Here is a 13,505-nt window from a genome sequence, read left to right on the forward strand (position 1 = left end):
GATTCTTGCAACGCGGAGCACGCCCGTTGCAGTTCGATTAACATTTGCCGCGGCAAGCAATTGTACCTATAATACTGCCTAGTCAACTATTGCAGTTTCAGGGTTTTATGTCGGATTCTCCTACCCAACCGCCCGTTTCGCCGCTGTCTTCGTATCAGATGAACGACAGCGTCGGTTATCTGATGTCGCGCGTGAAATCGGTGATGACCAACCTCGTCACGCAACGCACGCAGGAAGAGCTCGGCATCACGGGCACGCAGGCGAGCATGCTGTTCATGATCGCGGTCGGCAAGTGCTCGACGGCCGCCGAGCTCGCTCGCGAATACGGGATCGACGCGAGCGCGGTCACGCGCCTGCTCGACCGGGTCGAGAAACGCGGCCTGCTGTCCCGCGTGCGCAGCATCGAGGATCGGCGCGTCGTGCGCCTCGAACTGACCGACGAAGGCCGCGCGCTTGCCGAACGGCTGCCGCCCATTTTCCGCAGCGTGCTCGACCAGGTGCTGGACGGATTTACGCCGGAAGAAGTCGGGTTCCTGAAGAGCATGCTGCGCCGCATTCTCAGCAACTATTGCGAGACGGCCGGCGGCAGCATCACGTAATAGTTGCCATAACAATTACTTTTGACAGATTAATGTAAGGAAATCCTTGCAGTGTCCATCATTCATTCCGAGTCAGGGGTCAGCACGATGAAATCCTCCCCGTTGTCCGTGCGCGCCGGGTCGTGCCGCGCCGCCGTCGCCGCCGCGGTCGCCGCACTGGCGCTGGCGGGCTGCGCGAATTACATCGGCATCAAGAGCGACAAGCAGATCGCCCCCGCGTCGCAATTCGAATCCGCGCAGAGCCTGCCGGCCCAGGGCGGCCAGTGGCCGGCGCTCGACTGGGCCAGCCAGTTCGGCGATCCGCAGTTGCCGAAGCTGATCGACGAGGCCCTTCAGGGCAATCCGTCGATCGCGCAGGCGCAGGCGCGCATCGCGAAGGCATCGTCGTACATCGAATCGTCGCGCTCGAACCTGCTGCCGAAAGCCGAAGCCAGCTACTCGTGGACGCGCGAGCTGTATTCGTCGAACGCACTGTTCCCGCCCCCGTACGGCGGCCAGTGGTACAGCGAGAACAACGCGCTCGCGAGCGCATCGTGGGAACTCGACCTGTGGGGCAAGAACCGCGAACGCCTGCACACCGCTGTGTCGCAGGAAAAAGCGGCCGAAGCCGACATGCAGCAGGCACGCATCACGCTCGCGTCATCGGTCGCGCGCACCTATAACTCGCTCGCACAGCTCTACGCGCTGCGCGACATCGCGCAACGCGAGATCACCAACCGCGAGACGGTCGGCAAGATCACCGACGGCCGCGTATCGGCAGGCCTCGACACCAACGTCGAACGCCAGACGGCCCGCGGCAATATCGCGACGACCCAGGCTTCGCTGTCGGATCTCGACGGCCAGATCACGACGGTGCGCTACCAGCTCGCCGCGCTGCTCGGCAAGGGGCCTGATCGCGGGCTGCAGATCGCGGCACCCGTGATGAACCCGAGCGGCGAAGTCGCACTGCCCGGCAACCTGCCGGCCGATCTCGTCTCGCGCCGCCCCGACATCGTCGCCGCACGCTGGCAGGTCGAGGCTGCGATGCACGACGTGAAGGAAGCGAAGGCCGAGTTCTATCCCGACGTGAACCTCGCGGCCGGCTTCGGTTTCGATGCGTTCGGCTGGGGCAAATTCCTGAACTTCGCGAGCCGCCAGGCGCAGTTCGGCCCGGCGATCCACCTGCCGATCTTCGACGCCGGCGCGCTGCGCGCACAGCTCAAGGGTCGCTATGCGGATTTCGACCTGTCAGTGGCGAATTACAACCAGACGCTGATCAGCGCGCTGAACGACGTCGCGACGCAAGTCTCGTCGATCCGCGCGATCGATCGCCAGATGGGCGACGCGCAACGCGCGCTCGACGCGTCGACGCGCGCCTACGATCTCGCCGTGATTCGCTACAAGGCCGGCCTGTCGCCGCAACTGCAGGTGCTGACCGCGGACAGCAACCGCCTCGCATCGGAGCAGACGGTGACCAACCTGAAGATGCGCCGGCGCGACATGCAGCTCGCGCTGATCAAGGCACTGGGCGGCGGGTTCGATGCGACCGGCACGCCGCTCGCCGCGCCCGACGCCGACAAGCCGACCAAACAGGCCGCCAACTGATCCGGCGCCACCACTACGCAGACACTCGAAATAACGGACGGAGAAAATCGCCATGAGCGACCCTCAACAAAACGCCGCCAGCGCACAGTCGCAAAACAACGGGAAGCGCAAGCGGATGATGACGCTGCTCGTCGCGGTCATCGTAATCGCGGCCATCGCGTACGGCCTGTACTACTTCCTCGTCGCCCGCTTCCATGAAGGGACCGACGATGCGTACGTGAACGGCAACGTCGTGCAGATCACGCCGCAGGTCACCGGCACCGTGATCGCCGTGAAGGCCGACGATACGCAGACGGTCAAGGCCGGCGATCCGCTGGTCGTGCTCGACCCGGCCGATTCGCAGGTCGCGCTGCAGCAGGCGGAAGCCAACCTCGCGCAGACGGTGCGCCAGGTGCGCGGCTTGTTCGTCAACGACGACCAGTACCGCGCGCAGGTCGCGCTGCGCCAGTCCGACCTGTCGAAGGCCGAGGACGATCTGCGCCGCCGTGTGGCCGTCGCGCAGACGGGCGCCGTGTCGCAGGAAGAGATCTCGCACGCACGTGACGCCGTGAAAGCCGCGCAAGCGTCGCTCGATAGCGCGCAGCAGCAGCTCGCATCGAACCGCGCGCTGACAGCTAACACCACGATCGCGTCGCACCCGAACGTGATGGCCGCCGCAGCGAAGGTTCGCGACGCGTATCTCGCGAACGCGCGCAACGTGCTGCCGGCCCCTGTGACGGGCTACGTCGCGAAGCGCTCGGTGCAGGTCGGTCAGCGCGTGTCGCCCGGCACGCCGCTGATGTCGGTGGTGCCGTTGAATGCGGTGTGGGTCGACGCGAACTTCAAGGAAGTCCAGCTCAAGCACATGCGCATCGGCCAGCCGGTCGAGCTGACGGCCGACATCTACGGCTCGTCGGCCGTCTACCACGGCAAGGTCGTCGGCTTCTCGGCCGGCACGGGCTCGGCGTTCTCGCTGCTGCCGGCGCAGAACGCGACCGGCAACTGGATCAAGGTCGTGCAGCGCCTGCCGGTGCGTATCGAGCTCGATCCGAAGGATCTCGACAAGCATCCGCTGCGCATCGGCCTGTCGATGCAGGTCGACGTGGACATCAAGGACGAACGCGGCAACCAGCTCGTCAACGCGCCGAACACCGTCTACGAGACCAACGTGTTCGCGAAGTACGGCGACGAAGCCGATGCCGAAATCGCGCGCGTCATCGCCGAGAACGCGGGCAGCAACGCGTCGGCGGTGCCGGCCGCGGCGAAGCAAGGCAGCGCCGCGAAGATGATGTAACCGTTCCGACTCCGGAAAAACAACCGAAATGGCACAGGCTCCTGTCTCCTACCCGCCCTTGCAGGGCGGGCAACTCGTACTCGGGACGATCGCGGTGTCGCTCGCGGTGTTCATGAACGTGCTCGACACGTCCATCGCGAACGTCGCGATCCCGACCATCTCGGGCGACCTTGGCGTGTCATCCGACCAGGGCACGTGGGTCATCACGTCGTTCGCGGTCGCGAACGCGATCTCGGTGCCGCTGACGGGCTGGCTGACCGACCGTTTCGGGCAGGTCCGCCTGTTCCTCGCGTCGATCATCCTGTTCGTCATCTCGTCTTGGATGTGCGGCCTCGCGCCGACGCTGCCGTTCCTGCTCGCGTCGCGCGTGCTGCAGGGTGCGGTCGCGGGCCCGATGATTCCGCTGTCGCAATCGCTGCTGCTGTCGAGCTATCCGCGCGCGAAGGCGCCGATGGCGCTCGCGTTGTGGTCGATGACGACGCTGATTGCACCGGTCGCGGGCCCGATCCTCGGCGGCTGGATCTCGGACAACTACTCGTGGCCGTGGATCTTCTACGTGAATATCCCGGTCGGCATCGCCGCGGCGCTCGCCACGTGGTCGATCTACCGCTCGCGCGAATCGACGGTGCGCCGCGCCCCGATCGACGGCGTCGGTCTCGCGCTGCTGGTGCTGTGGGTCGGCTCGCTGCAGATCATGCTCGACAAGGGCAAGGATCTCGACTGGTTCGCATCGACGACGATCGTCGCGCTCGCGCTGATCGCGATCATCTCGTTCGCGTTCTTCGTGATCTGGGAACTGACCGCCGAGCACCCCGTCGTCGACCTGTCGCTGTTCCGGATTCGCAACTTCACGGGCGGCACGATCGCGCTTGCGGTCGGTTACGGGCTCTACTTCGGCAACCTCGTGCTGCTGCCGCTGTGGCTGCAGACCCAGATCGGCTACACGGCGACCGACGCCGGCCTCGTGATGGCGCCGGTCGGGCTGTTCGCGATCCTGCTGTCGCCGCTGACCGGCAAGTTCCTGCCGCGCACCGATCCTCGCTACATCGCGACTGCCGCGTTCCTCACGTTCGCACTGTGCTTCTGGATGCGCTCGCGCTACACGACGGGCGTCGACGAATGGTCGCTGACGCTGCCGACGCTCGTGCAGGGCATCGCGATGGCCGGCTTCTTCATTCCGCTCGTGTCGATCACGTTGTCCGGCCTGCCCGGCCACCGCATTCCCGCGGCTTCCGGCCTGTCGAACTTCGTGCGGATCATGTGCGGCGGCATCGGCACGTCGATCTTCCAGACCGCGTGGGATCACCGCAACAACTTCCATCATGCGCAACTGGTCGAGCAGGCGAACGTGTACAACCCGACGTTCAACCAGGCCGTCACGCAGATGGGCAATCTCGGGCTGACGCAGAACCAGGCGCATGGCCTCATCAACAACCAGGCCACGCAACAGGCCGCGCAGCTCGGCGTGAACGACCTGTTCTACATTTCGGCCGTGATCTTCGTGCTGCTGATTGCGCTGATCTGGATCACGAAGCCCGAACGCGCGGGCGGCGGCGATGCCGGTGCGGCAGCGTCGGCGGCACACTGAGCGCCGCCCGACACCGCGCCACCGCGCGCCAAACAAAAAGCCCGGTCGAAATCGACCGGGCTTTTTGTTGCTCCGACGGCGCGCTCGCGCCGCTGCGTCAGGCTGCCGTCACGACGAGCCGTTCCGGTGCGAGCACGCCATTCGCCTTGCGCGCCACGCCGAGCAGCCGCGTTGCGTCATAGACGCGCATGCGCTCGCCGTCGGCCGCATCGATCGGCCCGAGCTCCGACAGCGGCAGGCGCTGACCATGCAGGAACCGCTTCGCGCACGCGTCGTCGAGACGAACGGACGGAAACGTCGACAACAATGCATCGACCGGCTGGAGCCACGCATCGCGCGCCGATTCATCCGCGTCCGACAGCGCATCGAGCGTCACCGCATGCTCGAGCGTCAGCGCGCCGACGCCCGTACGACGCAGCATCGTCAGATGCGCACCGCAACCGAGCGCCTCGCCGATATCCTCCGCCAGCGTGCGCACATAAGTGCCCTTGCTGCAGGTCACGCGGAACGTTACGTCGGGCATCTCGCAGGCAAGCAGGTCGAGCGCATGGATCGTCACGTTGCGGCCTTCACGCTCGACGGTCTGACCCGCGCGCGCATATTCGTACAGCGGCTTGCCATCACGCTTGAGTGCCGAATACATTGGTGGCACCTGCACGATCTCGCCGGTGAAGCGCGCGAGCGCGGCCTCCACCGCTGCGCGGTCGCATTCGACCGGCCGCGTGTCGATCACTTCGCCTTCCGCATCGCCGGTGGCCGTGCGCAGGCCGAGGCGCATCGTCGCTTCGTAGGTCTTGTCGGCCTCGAGCAGATCCTGCGAGAACTTCGTCGCCTCGCCGAAACACAGCGGCAGCAGGCCCGAAGCCAGCGGATCGAGCGTGCCGGTGTGGCCGGCTTTCTTCGCGAGAAGCAGCCGCTTCGCGCGAATCAGCGCATCGTTGCTCGACAGGCCGACCGGCTTGTCGAGCAGGAGGACACCGTCCAGCGCGCGCCGGGGCACGCGCGGGCGTTGGGATGCTGCATTCGTCATAGGCCGGTCGAGTTCAGTCGTCCTTGGTCGGCGCGTCGGCTTCGTCGTCGTCCTTCGCACGCGTCGAATTCGCTTCCTTGATCAGGCGCGACATTTCCACGGCCTTCTCGATCGTCTGGTCGTAATGGAAGTGCAGCGTCGGCACGGTATGAATGTGCAGACGCTTGAACAGCAGGTTGTGCAGGTGCCCCGATGCATGGTTCAGCGCCTCCTGCGTCTTTTCCGGATCGCCGGTGAGCGCCGTGAAGTAGACCTTCGCGTGCGCGTAGTCCGGCGTGAGCTCCACGCTCTGGATGGTCACGATGCCGATGCGCGGGTCTTTGACCTCGCGCATGATGAGTTCGGACAGATCGCGCTGAATCTGGTCGGCGATCTGAACGTTGCGATTGGGAGAAGTCCGTTTCCTGGACATGATCGATCCGTGATCCGTTTATCAGGATGAAGCGGCGGGCCATTGTTGGCGCGCCACTATGAAAATGGGCGGGACAGGCCCAAGCCTGCCCCGCCCATGAGCCGATGCGCGACGGTTACAGCGTACGCGCGACTTCGGTCACTTCGAAGACTTCGAACTGGTCGCCTTCGATGACGTCGTTGAAGTTCTTCACCGACATACCGCACTCGAAGCCTTGCTTCACTTCCTTCACGTCGTCCTTGAAGCGCTTCAGCGATTCGAGTTCGCCCGTGAAGATCACGACGTTGTTGCGCAGCACGCGAACCGACGACGAACGCTTGACGATACCGTCCGTCACCATACAGCCGGCGACCGTGCCGACCTTCGGTACCTTGAAGACCTGACGCACCTCGACCATGCCGGTGATGACTTCGCGCTTCTCCGGCGCCAGCATGCCCGACATTGCCGCCTTCACCTCATCCACTGCGTCGTAGATGATGTTGTAGTAGCGGATGTCGATGCCGTTCGACTCGGCCAGCTTGCGCGCCTGTGCATCCGCACGCGTGTTGAAGCCGATGATGACCGCCTTCGATGCCGTCGCGAGGTTGACGTCGTTTTCGCTGATGCCGCCCACCGCGCTGTGCACGATCTGCACGCGCACTTCGTCGGTCGACAGCTTGAGCAGCGACTGCACGAGCGCTTCCTGCGAACCCTGCACGTCTGCCTTGATGATGAGCGGCAGGTTCTGTACTTCGCCTTCGCCCATCTGCTCGAGCATGCTTTCCAGCTTCGCGGCCTGCTGCTTCGCGAGCTTCACGTCACGGAACTTGCCCTGACGGAACAGCGCGATTTCACGTGCCTTGCGTTCGTCCGGCAGCACGATCACTTCCTCGCCCGCACCCGGCACTTCCGACAGACCCTGGATTTCGACCGGGATCGACGGGCCGGCTTCCTTCGTCGGCTTGCCGTTCTCGTCGAGCATCGCGCGCACGCGGCCATAGGCCGTACCCGCCAGCACGATGTCGCCACGGTTCAGCGTACCGGACTGCACGAGGATCGTCGCGACCGGGCCCTTGCCCTTGTCGAGCTTCGCTTCGATCACGATGCCCTTGGCCGGCGCTTCGATCGGTGCCTTCAGTTCCAGCACTTCGGCCTGAAGCAGCACGTTCTCGAGCAGATCGTCGATGCCGGCACCCGTCTTCGCCGACACCGGCACGAACGGCGAATCGCCACCGTACTCTTCCGGCACGACACCTTCCGCGACCAGCTCCTGCTTGACGCGCTCGGGGTTCGCATCCGGCTTGTCGATCTTGTTGATCGCGACGACGATCGGCACGCCACCCGCCTTCGCGTGGGCGATTGCTTCCTTCGTCTGCGGCATCACGCCGTCGTCGGCCGCCACCACCAGCACCACGATGTCGGTCGCCTTCGCGCCGCGTGCACGCATTGCCGTGAACGCCTCGTGACCCGGCGTGTCGAGGAACGTGATGACGCCGCGCGGCGTATCGACGTGATATGCGCCGATGTGCTGCGTAATGCCGCCCGCTTCGCCCGCGGCAACCTTCGCGCGGCGGATGTGGTCGAGCAGCGAGGTCTTGCCGTGGTCGACGTGACCCATCACCGTAACGACCGGCGGACGCGGCAGTTGCTCCGCATCGGTGGTCGTTTCGCCTTCGACGAGCAGCGCTTCCGGATCGTCCAGCTTCGCGGCAACCGCGCGGTGACCCAGTTCCTCGACGACGATCATCGCCGTTTCCTGGTCCAGCACCTGGTTGATCGTGACCATCTGGCCCATCTTCATCATCACCTTGATGACTTCCGAGGCCTTGATCGACATCTTGTGCGCGAGATCGGCAACCGACACGGTTTCCGGCACGTGCACTTCACGCACGATCGGCTCGGTCGGCGCCTGGAACGACGATGCGCTGTCCTGGTGACGGCCACGGCCCTTCGGGCCGCCGCGCCAGCCGCGGTCGACGCCGCCGCTCGAATCGCCGCGCGTCTTGATGCCGCGGCGCTTCGCCGCGTCGTCCTGCCAGCCGCCCTTGCCTGCGCCCGGCTTCTTGTTGCGGTCGCCCGCGCCTGCCGGTGCCTGCGTCGTGGCCGGTGCTGCGCCGGCCGGCTTCTTCACTGCCGGACGCGCCTGCGCGCCTTCAGGCTTCGCCGGCTTGTGCAGCGTGCCCTTCGCTTCGGCCGGCTTCGGCGGCTCGACCGGCTTCGGCGGCTCGACTGCCTTGACCACGGCCTTGCGCGGCGTGTTCATCATTTCGCGGATCGCGCGCGCTTCGGCCTCGGCGGCCGCACGGCGCTTGCTGATCTCTTCCTGCTCGGCGCGCGCCTTGTCCGCCGCCTCGCGGGCAGCATCCTCGGCCTTCTTCGCCGCTTCGCGCTGCGCCGCACGTTCGGCAGCCGCACGGGCTTCGGCGGCCGCGCGCGCTTCGTCCTGCGCGGACTGCGCACTCGGTGCTTCCGGCTCGGCCGCGGCGGCCTGCTGCGCTGCCGCCTGCTGCTGTGCCGCAGCGGCTTCGGCCGCGGCACGCTTCGCCGCAGCTTCTTCCTCGGCGCGACGGCGCTCGGCTTCAGCCGCTTCCTCGCGAGCGCGGCGCTCGGCTTCCTCGCGCTCGAGGCGCTCCTGGCGCTCGCGCAGTTCCTGAGCCTGCTTCTCGAGCAGCTCGGCCTCGCGGCGCGCTTCTTCCTCGCGACGCTTCAGTTCTGCATCGTCGTCCGCTTCGGCGGCCTGCGCCTGACCCTGTTCCGCGCCATCGCTCACGTCGTCGCGCTTGACGAACGTGCGCTTCTTGCGGACCTCGACCTGAATGGTGCGAGCCTTGCCCGTCGCGTCAGATTGCTTGATCTCCGACGTATGCTTGCGGGTCAGCGTGATCTTGCGCTTGTCGCCGTCGGTTGCGCCGTGCGACTTGCGCAAATGATCGAGCAGACGCGCCTTGTCCGCTTCGGACAGCGCATCGTCTTCACTCGCTTTCTGGACGCCCGCTGCCTGCAGCTGTTCGAGCAGCACACCAGCAGGCATTTTCAGTTCCGCGGCAAATTGGGCTACGTTGTTACTCGCCATTCATTCCTCTTAGTGCAAGGACCGATTCCTTGCTGTTAGCATCGGGTCAGGCCATACGGCCGCCATCAAATCAGTGCGCCATGGTCATTTCTCACTGGAACCAGTGTTCACGTGCTTTCATGATCAACGCCTTAGCGGCATCCTCTTCCATCCCGGTCAGGTCGACCAGTTCATCCACTGCAAGCTCGGCGAGATCGTCTCGCGTCTGCACACCATGTTCGGCCAGCTTCGCGAGCAGCTCCGGCGTGACGCCGTCGAGGCTCTTCAGATCCAGCGCTGCGTTCTCGACCTTTTCTTCGTTCGCGATGGCCATCGTCAACAGCGCGTCGCGTGCGCGGTTGCGCAGTTCGTGCACGGTGTCCTCGTCGAACGCCTCGATTTCGAGCATTTCGTTGAGCGGCACGTACGCGATCTCTTCGAGGCTCGTGAAGCCTTCGTCGATCAGGATGTCGGCAACTTCTTCGTCGACGTCGAGACGCGCCATGAACAGCGCACGCAGCCGGTCGCGCTCTTCACCCTGCTTCAGGGCGGATTCGTCCGGCGTCATGATGTTGATCTGCCAGCCGGTCAACTCGCCGGCAAGGCGAACGTTCTGACCGCTGCGGCCGATCGCGACAGCCAGTTCGTTCTCGTCGACGACGACGTCCATCGAGTGCTTTTCTTCATCGACGACGATCGACTGGACAGCTGCCGGCGCGAGCGCGCCGATCACGAACTGGGCGGGATCCTCCGACCATAGCACGATGTCGATGTTTTCGCCACCGAGCTCGTTGCGCACGGCCTGCACGCGCGAGCCGCGAATGCCGACGCAGGTGCCGATCGGATCGATCCGCTTGTCGTACGCGATGACGCCGATCTTTGCGCGCACGCCCGGGTCGCGGGCCGCTGCCTTGATCTCGAGCAGGCCCTGCTCGATTTCCGGCACTTCCATCTCGAACAGCTTCATCAGGAACTCGGGCGCCGTGCGCGACAGCTCGATCTGCGGGCCGCGCGCGGTGCGGTCGACCTTCGCGATGTACGCGCGCACGCGGTCGCCCACGCGCAGGTTTTCCTTCGGGATCAGCTGGTCGCGGCGCAGCAGCGCTTCGACACGGCCCGATTCGACGATGAAGTTGCCCTTGTCGAGGCGCTTCACCGTGCCCGTCATGATCTTTTCGCCGCGCTCGAGGTAATCGTTCAGGATCTGCTCGCGCTCCGCGTCGCGCACCTTCTGCAGGATCACCTGCTTCGCGGCCTGCGCGCCGATGCGACCGAACTCGATCGACGGTACGGGTTCCTCGACATATTCGCCGACTTCGACGTCGGGCTTCTGCTCACGTGCCTCGAACAGCAGGATCTCGCGATCCGGCTCCTGCAAGCCTGCCTCGTCGGGCACGACGAGCCAGCGACGGAAGGTTTCGTGCTCGCCGCTTTCGCGATCGATATGGACGCGGATTTCGGCGCCTTCGTCGAACAGCTTCTTGGAAGCGGACGCGAGCGCAGCCTCGAGGGCGCCCAGCACCACATCCTTGTCGACGTTTTTCTCGCGCGCCAGCGCATCCACCAGCATCAACACTTCGCGACTCATTATTTGCGGCTCCTAAAGTCAACTTGCGGAATCAGGCGGGCTTTGTCGATATCGGCCAGCGTGAAATCCAGCATGGCCGCCTCGCCCTTCTTCCCTTCAAATTCCAAACCGATCGTTTCGCCATTCGGCGCGTGCAGAATGCCCCGGTACGTCTTGCGCCCGTCCAGCGGCTTTTTCAAGGTCACGGAAACTTCGCTGCCGGCGAAGCGCTCGAAGTCGGCCAGCTTCTTCAACGGGCGGTCGAGCCCCGGGGACGAGACTTCGAGCCGTTCGTAATCGATGTTTTCGACCGTCAAGACGTGCTGGAGCTGACGCGTGACCTTTTCGCAATCTTCGAGCGAGATGCCGGCAGGCTGATCGATGTAGATGCAAAGCATGCCGCGCCCGGTGCGCTCGAGATCCACCAGCTCGTAGCCGAGCCCGGTGACCGTGGTTTCTATCAGTTCCGTCAGTTGCACAGTGTCCTCTCAGGTGTTCGCGCCCGCCGCTCGCGATTCACCCGCGGGCGCGCGCCTTAGCCGGCGCAGGAAGCGCTACCCGAGATGCCTAACCGTTTCAGCAAAAAAAAATGGGCGGAACGCCCATCTTTCTTACTGGTGGTCGCACCTGAGCCGCACATTGAATCCGTACGCCCAGCGACTCCGCGATTATAGCGATTTTTGGCGCAAACGCCAAGCCAGCCGGTGAATGCAGCGTTTCGGCTGCCTTTACGGGCCGAAAATGCGAAATCTGGCTACCCGATCAACCGGCGCAATCCGGCCGCACCGGAGATCGGGCATGCCGGCTGCCATCCAGCGGCACGCGGCATATATATACAGTCGCAATCAAAAAACGCAACGCGTCGCGCCGACAAAACCGGACGGATGCCGATCCTGCCGCACGCCGCGACACGCTTAGCGGCTGCGCGTGCGGCTGCGCTGCGGACGCGGGCCGCCGCTGTTGCCGGCGCCTTCGGCACGATTGCCGTTCGGATTGCGATTGCCGCCCTTGCTGCCGCCTCGCTTGCCGCCCGCCGGGCCCTCACGCTTGGGGCCCGCGCCGTACGACGCTCGATTGCCGTCGACATCACGGCCGCCGCCAGAGCGGTTGCCATCTCGGCCGCCGCCGCCCGAGCGGTTGCCGTCGCGGCCGCCGCCAGCACGATTGCCGTAGCCTGACGGCGCAACCGGCAGGCTGCCGTAGCCGCTCAGGCCGGGCAGACCCGGCCCGCCGCGACGGCCACCGCCACGGCGCGGCTGGTCGAGCTGCCCGTGCGTCGTCAGCACCGGCTCGCGACTGATGAAGCCCATCGACGTCAGCATCGGATCGGGCTGGCGGCGCTCTGCCTGGCCGGCACCGCCGCGCTTGCCCTTCTCCTCGGACGGCGCCTTCAGGCCGACGGTCGCCATCAGCTTGCGCACCTGCGCGTCGTCGAGCTCCTCCCAGCGGCCGCGCTTCAGACCGCGCGGCAGCGGGATCGGGCCGTGACGCGTACGGATCAGGCGGCTCACCATCAGGCCGGCCGCCTCGAACATCCGGCGCACTTCGCGGTTGCGGCCTTCGGCCAGCGCGACGTGATACCAGTGGTTCGTGCCTTCGCCGCCGCCATCGCGGATGCGCAGGAAATTGGCGGGGCCGTCGTCCAGCTCGACGCCGTGCAGCAGCTTCTGCCGGTTGCCTTCGGTGAGCTCGCCGACCACCCGCACCGCGTACTCGCGCTCGACGCTGTAGCGCGGATGCATGAAGCGGTTCGCGAGGTCGCCCGACGTCGTCAGCATCAGCAGACCTTCGGTATTGAAGTCGAGGCGGCCCACCGCAAGCCATTTCGCCGTCTTCATCGGCGGCAGGCGGTCGAACACCGACGGACGGCCTTCCGGATCCGCATGGCTGACGATTTCGCCCGTCGGCTTGTGGTACAGCAGCACGCGCGGCGGCTTGTTCGGCAGCTTGCGCTTGACCGGCTTGCCGTTGATCCGCACCTGGTCGGTCGGCATGATGCGCTGACCGATGTGCGCGGGCTCGCCGTTCACCGACACGCGGCCGGCGACGATCAGCTCTTCCATTTCGCGACGCGAGCCCATGCCCGCTTCCGCCAGCACCTTGTGCAGCTTCGGCGCGTCGTCGTCCGGCGACAGCACGCGCTTGTTCGCCGGCTGGCTGCGGCCGCGACGCAGCATCGGCGCACGCACGCCGCTGCCGCCCGCGGAGTTGTCCGCGTCGAATGCGGGCGACGTCACGTATGCGAACAGTTCGTCCTGGGACGCATCACCCTCCGCCTTGGCCGAGCCGCCTTCAGCCTTCGGCGCGCCGCCACGGCCGCCCTTGGCAGCACCTTCGCGCTTGCCGGCCGGCTTGCGGCCGCCCTTGGCCGCGCCTTCCTTGCGCGGCGCGCGCGCGGGCTGCGCTTCGACGGCCTCGGCC

The 13,505-nt window shown here is 65.7% G+C and carries 10 protein-coding genes; 4 read left to right on the forward strand and 6 right to left on the reverse strand.

The genetic code is table 11. The features are described from left to right. The first annotated feature begins 107 nt into the window (after nucleotides 1-107). The 4 genes from ACPUER_RS05825 to ACPUER_RS05840 all read left to right on the forward strand — a co-directional run bounded on the left by ACPUER_RS05825 (nucleotide 108) and on the right by ACPUER_RS05840 (nucleotide 5,044). The gene (locus ACPUER_RS05825) at nucleotides 108-599 is read left to right on the forward strand and encodes a MarR family winged helix-turn-helix transcriptional regulator (protein ID WP_034184034.1); all 492 of its coding nucleotides are present in this window, start codon (nucleotides 108-110) and stop codon (nucleotides 597-599) included. An 87-nt stretch (nucleotides 600-686) separates the two neighbouring features. Then, nucleotides 687-2,183 carry an efflux transporter outer membrane subunit gene (locus tag ACPUER_RS05830; RefSeq protein ID WP_175961558.1) on the forward strand — a complete coding sequence of 499 codons (1,497 nt, stop codon included), beginning with the start codon at nucleotides 687-689 and terminating at the stop codon, nucleotides 2,181-2,183. Between the two features lie 52 nt (nucleotides 2,184-2,235). Beyond that, nucleotides 2,236-3,456, forward strand: a complete 1,221-nt coding sequence (locus tag ACPUER_RS05835) for an efflux RND transporter periplasmic adaptor subunit (RefSeq protein WP_175961559.1) — start codon at nucleotides 2,236-2,238, stop codon at nucleotides 3,454-3,456. A gap of 28 nt (nucleotides 3,457-3,484) precedes the next feature. Next, nucleotides 3,485-5,044 carry a DHA2 family efflux MFS transporter permease subunit gene (locus ACPUER_RS05840; protein WP_175961560.1) on the forward strand — a complete coding sequence of 520 codons (1,560 nt, stop codon included), beginning with the start codon at nucleotides 3,485-3,487 and terminating at the stop codon, nucleotides 5,042-5,044. Nucleotides 5,045-5,141: 97 nt separating this feature from the next. Here ACPUER_RS05840 and truB read toward each other — a convergent pair whose 3' ends face one another. The 6 genes from truB to rluB all read right to left on the reverse strand — a co-directional run. After that, on the reverse strand, nucleotides 5,142-6,074 hold the full coding sequence (gene truB, locus ACPUER_RS05845) for a tRNA pseudouridine(55) synthase TruB (protein ID WP_425130589.1): 933 nt from the start codon (nucleotides 6,072-6,074) through the stop codon (nucleotides 5,142-5,144). 13 nt (nucleotides 6,075-6,087) lie between these two features. Beyond that, the gene (gene rbfA, locus ACPUER_RS05850; RefSeq protein ID WP_034184029.1) at nucleotides 6,088-6,486 is read right to left on the reverse strand and encodes a 30S ribosome-binding factor RbfA; all 399 of its coding nucleotides are present in this window, start codon (nucleotides 6,484-6,486) and stop codon (nucleotides 6,088-6,090) included. A gap of 115 nt (nucleotides 6,487-6,601) precedes the next feature. Further along, a complete protein-coding gene (gene infB, locus ACPUER_RS05855) occupies nucleotides 6,602-9,538 on the reverse strand; it encodes a translation initiation factor IF-2 (protein WP_072441717.1) in 2,937 nt (978 codons plus the stop codon). A gap of 91 nt (nucleotides 9,539-9,629) precedes the next feature. Beyond that, nucleotides 9,630-11,105: a transcription termination factor NusA gene (gene nusA, locus ACPUER_RS05860; RefSeq protein ID WP_034184027.1), complete on the reverse strand. Its 1,476-nt coding sequence runs from the start codon at nucleotides 11,103-11,105 to the stop codon at nucleotides 9,630-9,632. Further along, nucleotides 11,105-11,563, reverse strand: a complete 459-nt coding sequence (rimP, locus tag ACPUER_RS05865) for a ribosome maturation factor RimP (protein WP_011351796.1) — start codon at nucleotides 11,561-11,563, stop codon at nucleotides 11,105-11,107. Before rimP ends, nusA begins: the two co-directional genes overlap by 1 nt. 435 nt (nucleotides 11,564-11,998) lie before the next feature. Further along, on the reverse strand, nucleotides 11,999-13,505 hold a 1,507-nt coding region (gene rluB, locus ACPUER_RS05870; protein ID WP_425130590.1), incomplete at its 5' end, for a 23S rRNA pseudouridine(2605) synthase RluB.

The sequence above is a fragment of the Burkholderia sp. DN3021 genome, from assembly GCF_049805555.1.
In the GTDB taxonomy this organism is placed as follows: Bacteria; Pseudomonadota; Gammaproteobacteria; order Burkholderiales; family Burkholderiaceae; genus Burkholderia; species Burkholderia pyrrocinia_C.

What these genes read in the sequence shown, in the direction of transcription:
- ACPUER_RS05830 (WP_175961558.1), top strand. Translation starts at nt 687, where the DNA reads ATGAAATCCTCCCCGTTGTCCGTGCGCGCCGGGTCGTGCCGCGCCGCC.
- ACPUER_RS05835 (WP_175961559.1), top strand. Translation starts at nt 2,236, where the DNA reads ATGAGCGACCCTCAACAAAACGCCGCCAGCGCACAGTCGCAAAACAAC.
- ACPUER_RS05840 (WP_175961560.1), top strand. Translation starts at nt 3,485, where the DNA reads ATGGCACAGGCTCCTGTCTCCTACCCGCCCTTGCAGGGCGGGCAACTC.
- nusA (WP_034184027.1), bottom strand. Translation starts at nt 11,105, where the DNA reads ATGAGTCGCGAAGTGTTGATGCTGGTGGATGCGCTGGCGCGCGAGAAA.
- rbfA (WP_034184029.1), bottom strand. Translation starts at nt 6,486, where the DNA reads ATGTCCAGGAAACGGACTTCTCCCAATCGCAACGTTCAGATCGCCGAC.
- truB (WP_425130589.1), bottom strand. Translation starts at nt 6,074, where the DNA reads ATGACGAATGCAGCATCCCAACGCCCGCGCGTGCCCCGGCGCGCGCTG.
- infB (WP_072441717.1), bottom strand. Translation starts at nt 9,538, where the DNA reads ATGGCGAGTAACAACGTAGCCCAATTTGCCGCGGAACTGAAAATGCCT.
- ACPUER_RS05825 (WP_034184034.1), top strand. Translation starts at nt 108, where the DNA reads ATGTCGGATTCTCCTACCCAACCGCCCGTTTCGCCGCTGTCTTCGTAT.